10 protein-coding genes and 1 tRNA gene are annotated in these 6,633 nt (G+C 67.3%); 2 read left to right on the top strand and 9 right to left on the bottom strand.

The features are described 5' to 3' along the window. Nucleotides 1-421 precede the first annotated feature (421 nt). The 3 genes from ACLP9N_RS34555 to ACLP9N_RS34545 all read right to left on the bottom strand — a co-directional run bounded on the left by ACLP9N_RS34555 (nt 422) and on the right by ACLP9N_RS34545 (nt 849). A complete protein-coding gene (locus ACLP9N_RS34555) occupies nt 422-607 on the bottom strand; it encodes a helix-turn-helix domain-containing protein (RefSeq protein WP_442411606.1) in 186 nt (61 codons plus the stop codon). After that, nucleotides 604-732 (bottom strand): hypothetical protein, encoded by a 129-nt coding sequence (locus ACLP9N_RS34550; RefSeq protein WP_442411605.1) that lies wholly within the window; start codon nt 730-732, stop codon nt 604-606. Before ACLP9N_RS34550 ends, ACLP9N_RS34555 begins: the two co-directional genes overlap by 4 nt. Before the next feature lie 34 nt (nt 733-766). Further along, a tRNA-Leu gene (locus ACLP9N_RS34545) sits at nt 767-849 on the bottom strand. 140 nt (nt 850-989) lie between these two features. Here ACLP9N_RS34545 and ACLP9N_RS34540 point away from each other — a divergent pair. Together ACLP9N_RS34540 and ACLP9N_RS34535 are read left to right on the top strand one after the other, a co-directional pair. After that, nucleotides 990-1,370 (top strand): hypothetical protein, encoded by a 381-nt coding sequence (locus ACLP9N_RS34540; protein WP_442411604.1) that lies wholly within the window; start codon nt 990-992, stop codon nt 1,368-1,370. Further along, the gene (locus ACLP9N_RS34535; RefSeq protein WP_442411603.1) at nt 1,367-1,717 is read left to right on the top strand and encodes a DUF3817 domain-containing protein; all 351 of its coding nucleotides are present in this window, start codon (nt 1,367-1,369) and stop codon (nt 1,715-1,717) included. Before ACLP9N_RS34540 ends, ACLP9N_RS34535 begins: the two co-directional genes overlap by 4 nt. 50 nt (nt 1,718-1,767) lie before the next feature. Here ACLP9N_RS34535 and rdgB read toward each other — a convergent pair whose 3' ends face one another. The 6 genes from rdgB to ACLP9N_RS34505 all read right to left on the bottom strand — a co-directional run bounded on the left by rdgB (nt 1,768) and on the right by ACLP9N_RS34505 (nt 6,621). Continuing rightward, a complete protein-coding gene (gene rdgB, locus ACLP9N_RS34530) occupies nt 1,768-2,379 on the bottom strand; it encodes an RdgB/HAM1 family non-canonical purine NTP pyrophosphatase (protein WP_442411608.1) in 612 nt (203 codons plus the stop codon). Then, nucleotides 2,376-3,155, bottom strand: coding sequence for a ribonuclease PH (rph, locus tag ACLP9N_RS34525; protein WP_442411602.1), 780 nt, complete (start codon nt 3,153-3,155; stop codon nt 2,376-2,378). Before rph ends, rdgB begins: the two co-directional genes overlap by 4 nt. 42 nt (nt 3,156-3,197) lie before the next feature. After that, complete coding sequence (locus ACLP9N_RS34520) at nt 3,198-3,971, bottom strand: cyclic nucleotide-degrading phosphodiesterase (protein WP_442411601.1); 774 nt, start codon at nt 3,969-3,971, stop codon at nt 3,198-3,200. A gap of 71 nt (nt 3,972-4,042) precedes the next feature. Further along, nucleotides 4,043-4,861 carry a glutamate racemase gene (gene murI, locus ACLP9N_RS34515; RefSeq protein WP_442411600.1) on the bottom strand — a complete coding sequence of 273 codons (819 nt, stop codon included), beginning with the start codon at nt 4,859-4,861 and terminating at the stop codon, nt 4,043-4,045. Beyond that, the gene (locus ACLP9N_RS34510; RefSeq protein WP_442411599.1) at nt 4,858-5,472 is read right to left on the bottom strand and encodes a rhomboid family intramembrane serine protease; all 615 of its coding nucleotides are present in this window, start codon (nt 5,470-5,472) and stop codon (nt 4,858-4,860) included. Before ACLP9N_RS34510 ends, murI begins: the two co-directional genes overlap by 4 nt. Nucleotides 5,473-5,565: 93 nt before the next feature. Then, a complete protein-coding gene (locus ACLP9N_RS34505; RefSeq protein ID WP_442411598.1) occupies nt 5,566-6,621 on the bottom strand; it encodes a P1 family peptidase in 1,056 nt (351 codons plus the stop codon). Nucleotides 6,622-6,633 lie beyond the last annotated feature (12 nt).

Below are 6,633 nucleotides of genomic sequence, written 5' to 3'. Positions count from 1 at the left end.
CGACGGCCCAAATCAGCCGCTGCCACCGACGTGTGTGAGGTTTCCGGACAAGTACATGTGTCCGACTGATGGGCCTCCGCCCGGCCCGGAGTGGACAACTCCGGGCCGTTGGTATCCGGGACTGTAACGACCGCAAGTGCGAGTGTGGGATCGGCCCGAACCGTGTTCTTGTTGGCTGGGGTCCGTGTGGTTGGTTGCGGACGCCGCGCCGGCCATTTGTCGTGGGCGTGCAAGGCGTGCGACGGCGTGATTTGCGCGCCTCAACTGGGCAAGGAGTGCCGTCCGCTGGCAGGCCCTCGCGGAAAGTGACGCGAGGGGCGGGGACGGCCGGGGCCCCCGAAGAGAAAATGACTTGAACCGCCCTCCGAGCTCACCTCATAGCCGCCGAATCCCGGTATCGGGAGCCATGTCTCGGACATGGTCATCGTGCTTCCTCCACCATCCCGAGGTCGGCCAGCGCCTGCAGATGGCGGCGAACCTCCTCCACGGGCATGTCCAGCCGCTTGGCCAGCCTCTCCTCGGGGAAGTCGCCGCTGTCTGCGGTGGTCACCTCTGCCAGTTCCCGAAGTACGCGGCGCTGAGTCTTGTTGGGCCAGTTCATCGTCACGATGCGGCCTCCCACTCGACCGGCACGCAACAGAACGATCCAGGGTAGTCGGGGGATGTCTCCTGGTGTGCCATCATGATGCCGATCACCTCGTCGGTGAAGCCGGTCCCGTCGATGACCTTCACGCTTCTGCCAGCGCAAATACGAGAGAAGGTGATGTGCGGGCGGAGGGACTCGAACCCTCACGCTCTTTCGAGCAATGGCACCTAAAGCCATCGCGTATGCCATTTCGCCACGCCCGCAGCCTGCCGATCGTACCGCTCCGCCTCGCTCACGCGACGACTTGTCGGCGATGCCTCCCAGCTTGGTAAATGAGCGGTGGCGCGCTCGAGGAATTCCTCGGGCCAAAGTCATGAACTTCCCCAGGCGGTACCTTCAAGGGGTGTCCGCTACGCGTCGTCGCAGGCCCGCGCTGATCGCTCTGGTGATCTTCGCGGCCGCCAGCTGCCTGGCTCTCGGCTGGTGGCAATGGACCAGGTTTCAGTCCGCGTCGGGCACCTTCCAGAACCTCGGCTATGCGTTGCAGTGGCCGCTGTTCGCCTGGTTCTCCGTCTACGCGTACCGCAACTTCGTCCGTTATGAAGAGACGCCGCCGGAGCCGCGGAATAAAGGCGTCGTCACCGAGGTGCCAGCCGGACTGCTCCCCGAGCGGCCGAGGCCTGTACAGCAGCCGCCCAATGATCCGGCACTGCGGGAGTACAACGCCTACCTGGCCGAGCTGGCGAAGACAGATGCCGAAAAACAGAACAGGGCCACCGCATGACCACACCCGAGACCCCTGAAGCACACACGCCCGCCACCCCCGTCGACAAGATCCGCACCGCGCTGCTCGGCTACCGCATCATGGCGTGGACGACGGGTCTCTGGCTCATCGCCCTGTGCTACGAGATCGTCTCGCATCTCGCTTTCCACCACGAGATCCGGTGGATCGAGGTGGTGCACGGCTGGGTGTACTTCGTCTATGTGTTGGCCGCCTTCAATCTCGCGATCAAGGTGCGATGGCCGATCGGCAAGACCATCGGCGTACTGCTCAGCGGCACCATCCCGCTGTTGGGCATCATCGTCGAGCACTTCCAGACCAAGGACGTCAAGGCACGCTTCGGGCTGTGAGCTCGAGCGTGAAGCTGGCGTCACGCTCGCGGCCCAGCGTGAAGCTGGCGTCACGCTCGGCGAGCCGCCAACGCTCGAAGCGCCGGCACTAACAGACCCAGCGCACGACCGCGATGCGATATCGCGTCCTTCTCCGCCGGGCTCAACTCCGCGGCGGTGCGGTCATACCTGTCAGGAATAAACAACGGGTCATAACCGAACCCACCCTCGCCGCGCGGCTCGCGGGCGATCGTGCCCGTCCACTCCCCGCGGACGACCACCTCGCCCGACCCCGACACCAGCGCGCAGGCCGACACGAACGCCGCACCGCGCCGACCGTCGGGCAAGTCGCGCAACTGCGCCAACAGCAGCGCGATGTTGCCGACGTCGTCGCCGTGCCGGCCCGACCAGCGCGCCGAGAGCACACTGGGCATGCCGTTCAACGCCGCTACCTCTAAACCCGAGTCGTCGGCGACACTCGCCAGACCCGTCGCGGCGAACGCGTCGCGCGCCTTGGCCAGCGCGTTGTCCTCGAAGGTCGCACCGGTTTCCGGTGCTTCGTCGAACGGCGCCACATCGTTGAGCGATACCAGCGTCAACCCCGACAGTCCGGCGCCGTCCAGCACCCGGCGCAGTTCGGCCAGCTTATTGAGATTGCGGCTGGCGACCAGTAGCCGGGTCAGCTGCCGAACGCCTTCGACGGTGGAGGTCCCTCGGGCAGCACGCCCGGGTACGGCAGCGCTAAGGCTTCGCGCTGTGCGGCGAACAACTTGTCGCACGCACCCAACGCCATGTCCAGCAGCTTGTCCAGCGTCGAGCGCGGGAACGTCGCGCCCTCACCCGTCCCCTGAACCTCCACCAGGGTCCCGGTGTCGGTGGCGACGACGTTCATGTCCACCTCGGCGCGCGAGTCTTCCTCGTAGGGCAGATCCACCCGGACCCTGCCGTCGACCACCCCGACGCTGACCGCCGCGATCGCGCACGACAACGGCCTGGGATCCGACAGCTTGCCCGCAGCCGACAGGTACGTCACCGCGTCGGCCAACGCCACATAGGCACCGGTGATGGCCGCGGTCCGAGTGCCACCGTCGGCCTGCAACACGTCGCAGTCCACGGCGATCGTGTTCTCCCCCAGCGCGCGCAGGTCAATGCACGCCCGCAACGACCGACCGACCAGCCGGCTGATCTCTTGGGTGCGCCCGCTGACCCGGCCTCTGACAGACTCGCGGTCCGACCGGGTGTGGGTGGCCGACGGCAGCATCGCGTACTCCGCAGTGAGCCAACCCAAGCCGGACCCTTTGCGCCAACGCGGCACCCCTTCGGTGACGCTGGCGGTGCACATGACTTTGGTTTGACCGAACTCGATCAGCACCGAACCCGCCGGGTGTTCGGTGAACCCTCGGGTAAGGACCACGGGGCGAAGCTCGTCGTCAAGGCGACCGTCATCTCGTTTGGACACCCAGTAACCCTAAGCCAACCTCGACGGGTAGCTCAGAGGTGTTCAGGGGCGCCCGATATCGAAGGTCTCACCAGACACCACCGCGTGCACGGGACCATCGAACTCGGCCTTGGCCTCCGTGATGACGTCCTCACGCGAGGTCCACGGCGGGATATGCGTCAACAGCAGCTCCCGGACACCCGCCTGTGCCGCGGTCCTGCCGGCCTCGGTGCCAGACAGATGCAGGTCGCGGGGACGGTCCGGCGAGTGCGTCCAGGAAGCCTCGCACAGGAAGACGTCAGCCCCGCGAGCCAGCTCGACAAGCTGGTCGCAGATGCCGGTGTCACCGCTATAGACCAGGGACGCGCCGGTGGGGTCGGTGATCCGCAAACCGTAGGACTCGGTGGGGTGAGCGACCACCCGCGGCACCACGGTGAGCGCGCCCACAGTCACCGGCTCACCGTCGACCCAGTGGCGGATATCGAAGATGTCCGAGCAGTCGTCGATCTCACCACCGTAAGGGGACGAGGCCGCCCCCAATCGCGACCAGGTATCGCTCGGGCCGTACAACAACGCCTTGCCGTCGGGTCGTGACGGGTGATAGCGACGCCAGACGTACAGGCCAGGCATATCCAGACAGTGGTCCGCGTGCAGATGAGACAACAGCACGTGCACCGAACTGGGGTCCGCGTGCCGCTGCAGCGCACCAAGCACTCCCCCGCCGAAGTCCAGGACCAGCGGTGGCGTGTCCGGCGCCCGGAGCAGATAACCCGATGCAGGCGAATCCGGACCCACGACGCTCCCGGAGCAGCCGAGCACGGTTATTCGCACGGTCACTACTTTGCCATGCCCGAAAGCGCAATGACGAAAACATTGCAGCATTCGGTGATGAGAATCTCTGCGCGCACCTAATAGACACGAGAATGACGCTGAACGGGTTGAACACCGGTCACCGCGGGACCCAGGAAGCGCGACGCCAGTTTGGTGAACTCCTCGGGGTCGCCGGTGGCCTCGAACACCCGGCTGGCGGGGGATGCGTCATGCGGACGCAGCAGGTCCCTTTCGGTGAGCACCCGCAGCACTTCCTTCGCGGTCTCCTCGGCGCTGGAGACCAGCGTGACGTTGTCGCCCATCGCCAACTGAATCAGTCCGGACAGCAGCGGGTAGTGCGTGCATCCGAGCACCAACGTGTCGACCTCGGCGCGCTGCAGCGGCTCCAAATACCCCTCCGCCAGTCCGAGCACCTGCCGACCGCTGGTCACACCGCGCTCGACAAAGTCGACGAAGCGCGGGCAGGCCACCGCGGTGATCTCGGTGTCGCGTGCCGCGGCGAACGCGTCTTGGTAGGCGTGCGAGGTGATGGTGGCCCGCGTGCCGATAACACCGATGCGCCCATTGCGGGTGGTGGCGACCGCACGTCGCACCGCCGGCAAGATCACTTCGACGACGGGCACGTCGTAACGCTCGCGAGCGTCCCGCAGGCACGCCGCAGACGCCGAGTTGCATGCGATCACGAGCGCCTTGACGCCGCGCTCGACCAGGTCGTCCCCGATGGCAAGCGCGTGCGCCCGGATCTCCGGGATGGTCAGCGGACCGTAGGGGCCGTTGCCGGTGTCGCCGACGTAGACGATGTCCTCGTCGGGCAGCTGGTCGATGATCGCGCGGGCAACGGTCAGTCCCCCGACGCCGGAATCGAAAACCCCGACGGGTGCCAGCGGGGAGCTCATGTCTTCAGACGCGGAGAACCGCTGCCGGCCTTTTTCAGGGCGCGACCCTTGCGCTCGGGAGCGGATAACAGATACGCGGCGATGACGCCGGCGACCGCGCCAGACAGGTGACCCTGCCAGGACACACCGCCGCATTGGTGGAGCACCGGCATGGCGCCGAGCAACACGCCCCCATAGAGAAACAGGACCACCAGCCCGATGATGATGTCCCACACCCTGCGGACGAACAGCCCGAACACCAGCAGGAACGCGAGGTAGCCGAAGATCAGGCCGGACGCGCCGATGTGGTCGGTCGGGCCGCAGCTGCTGCCCACGTTGCCGATCAGCCAGGTGCCTAAGCCGCCCAGGATCCAGATGATCGCGGTGGCCCACACGAACCGCGAAATTCCGGCCAGCGTCATCAAAAATCCCAGCACCAGCAGCGGGATCGTATTGGCCATCAGGTGCTGCCAGTTGGCGTGCAGAACCGGCGCGAAGATGATGCCCCACAGGCCGTCGGTGGTCTTCGGCCGGATGCCGTTGCCGTCCAGGGAATGGTTCGCCAGCAGGTCAATCAGTTCCACGAGGTACAGCAGCGCCACGAAGGTGAGGATCGTGGCCCCGCCCACCATCCACCGGGGGCGTTTCTTCGCCTGCCGGGCCGGCGTGTGCGGATATCCCTGGGTCACAGCTGCCCTTCTCGAGCGTTATCGGCATCGTCCAGGCTACCTGCAGGATGAGGCCTTGAACGCTCCCGGCAACATGCCCCGATAGGTCGGTATTCCAGCGACCGATTCGGCGGCGAGCACGCCGGCCAGCACCGCACGGGCCAGGCAATCAGCGGCGGCCGCACCCACCGCGGTGACCAGCCCTGTCTCCGGGGACAGCGCGGCGGGCGTGTCGGCCGCCGGGGGCACCTCGACCGCCCCGGTCGCCAGCGCGAACACCGTATCGCCGTCCAGCGGCGTGTGCGCGGGCCGGATGGTTCGGGCCAGACCGTCGTGGGCGGCGATCGCGACCCGCCGGCACGCCGCCTTGCTGAGCGCCGCATCGGTGGCGACCACCGCGATCGTCGTATTGAGTGGGTTCAACGGCGACGGCAGCTGCGCGAGCGCGGCGACCTGCTCGGCCGGCGGGGCCGTCAGCGCGAACTCCTCGGTCAGATCCGCCTGCCACGGCAGGCCGGTGGACCGGTCGACGACGTCGCCCGCGGAGTTCACCACGACGATCGCGCCGACAGTGGCGCCGGACTGCAGCGTGGTCAGGGTCGTTGAAGCCGTCCCGACACCGCCCTTGAACACACCGGCGCGCGCCCCCACTCCGGCGCCGACAGTTCCAACCGCCAGGGCGCCGGCTTGAGCCCCGAAGGCAGCAGCGGCCGCGGCGTAACCGAACTCAGCCGTCGGGCGGCACTCCCAGCCGCCGACGGGCAAATCGAAAATCACCGCTGCCGGCACGATGGGCACCACACCCTCGCCCATCGCCACGCCGCGCCCGTGTTCCTCCAGCCAGCGCATGACGCCGTCGGCGGCTGCCAGACCGTAGGCGCTGCCGCCGGCGAGCAGCACCGCATCGACGAAGCGCACACTGTTGGCGGGATCCAGCAGATCGGTCTCCCGGGTGCCGGGCGCACCGCCGCGGCAATCGACGGCGCCGACGGTCCCGGGTGGGGTCAGCACGACGGTGACCCCGCGGGCCCAACCGGCGCCGAGGGACGCGTCGGGGTCCAGCCGCTCGTAGTGGCCGACGCGGATCCCCCCAACATCAGTGATGGAGTTCATCCGGCCGCCATC

It is taken from the genome of Mycobacterium sp., assembly GCF_052144515.1.
Taxonomy (GTDB): domain Bacteria; phylum Actinomycetota; class Actinomycetes; order Mycobacteriales; family Mycobacteriaceae; genus Mycobacterium.
The sequence above is the reverse complement of the archived record's forward strand: the minus strand, read 5'-3'. Positions and strand labels throughout refer to the sequence as shown.